Annotated in this window: 1 protein-coding gene; it reads right to left on the minus strand. The window is 58.7% G+C overall.

What is annotated here, in order from left to right:
- Window positions 1-113: 113 nt before the first annotated feature.
- Window positions 114-1289, minus strand: a 1176-nt coding sequence (gene tuf, locus ACR0I7_RS20040; protein WP_480514138.1) for an elongation factor Tu, incomplete at its 5' end; no start/stop codon positions are given.

Below are 1289 nucleotides of genomic sequence, written 5' to 3' on the forward strand. Positions count from 1 at the left end.
AAGACAAAAGGCCGCCCCTTTGGGACGGCCTTCTTTAGTTTCCTTACCGAGTTGCTCTCGGCAGATTTTCCTGTGGAAAATCGCCTGCCGCAACCAGGCGCGACACGCGCGCCTTATTCAGTGATTTTCGACACGACGCCGGCGCCGACGGTGCGGCCGCCTTCGCGGATCGCGAAACGCAGGCCCTGCTCCATCGCGATCGGCGCGATCAGCTCAACGCCGAACGACACGTTGTCGCCGGGCATGACCATCTCGGTGCCTTCCGCCAAGGTCACGGTGCCGGTCACGTCAGTGGTCCGGAAGTAGAACTGAGGACGGTAGTTCGCGAAGAACGGCGTGTGACGGCCGCCTTCTTCCTTGGTCAGGATATAGGCTTCGGCTTCGAACTTGGTGTGCGGGGTAACCGAACCCGGCTTACACAGAACTTGACCACGCTCAACGCCGTCACGATCCACACCACGCAGCAGGGCGCCGATGTTGTCGCCCGCTTCACCGCGATCCAGCAGCTTGCGGAACATTTCAACGCCGGTGCAGGTGGTTTTGGTGGTGTCGCGGATACCGACGATTTCGATCTCGTCGCCCACATTGATCACGCCACGCTCAACACGACCGGTCACAACGGTACCACGGCCCGAGATCGAGAACACGTCTTCGATCGGCATCAGGAACGGCTGGTCAACAGCACGCTCAGGGGTGTCGATATACTCATCAACAGCCGCCATCAGTTCCTTAATCTTCTCTTCGCCGATTTCAGGCTTGTTGCCTTCCATCGCGGCCAGAGCCGACCCTGCGATGATCGGAATATCGTCGCCGGGGTATTCATACGAAGACAGCAGCTCGCGGATTTCCATTTCCACCAGTTCCAGCAGCTCTTCGTCGTCAACCTGGTCCACTTTGTTCATGAACACGACCATCTTCGGGATGCCAACCTGGCGGCCCAGCAGGATGTGCTCACGCGTTTGCGGCATCGGGCCGTCAGCTGCGTTCACAACCAGGATCGCGCCGTCCATCTGCGCAGCACCGGTGATCATGTTCTTGACGTAGTCAGCGTGGCCGGGGCAGTCGACATGCGCATAGTGGCGGTTGTCGGTCTCGTATTCCACGTGGGCGGTCGAGATGGTGATCCCGCGCGCTTTCTCTTCCGGCGCACCGTCGATTTGGTCATACGCTTTGAAGTCACCGAAATACTTGGTGATCGCTGCGGTCAGCGTCGTCTTACCATGGTCAACGTGGCCAATCGTACCAATGTTGACGTGCGGTTTTGTACGCTCAAACTTTTCCTTTGCCAT

Source organism: Ruegeria sp. AM1 (genome assembly GCF_056540745.1).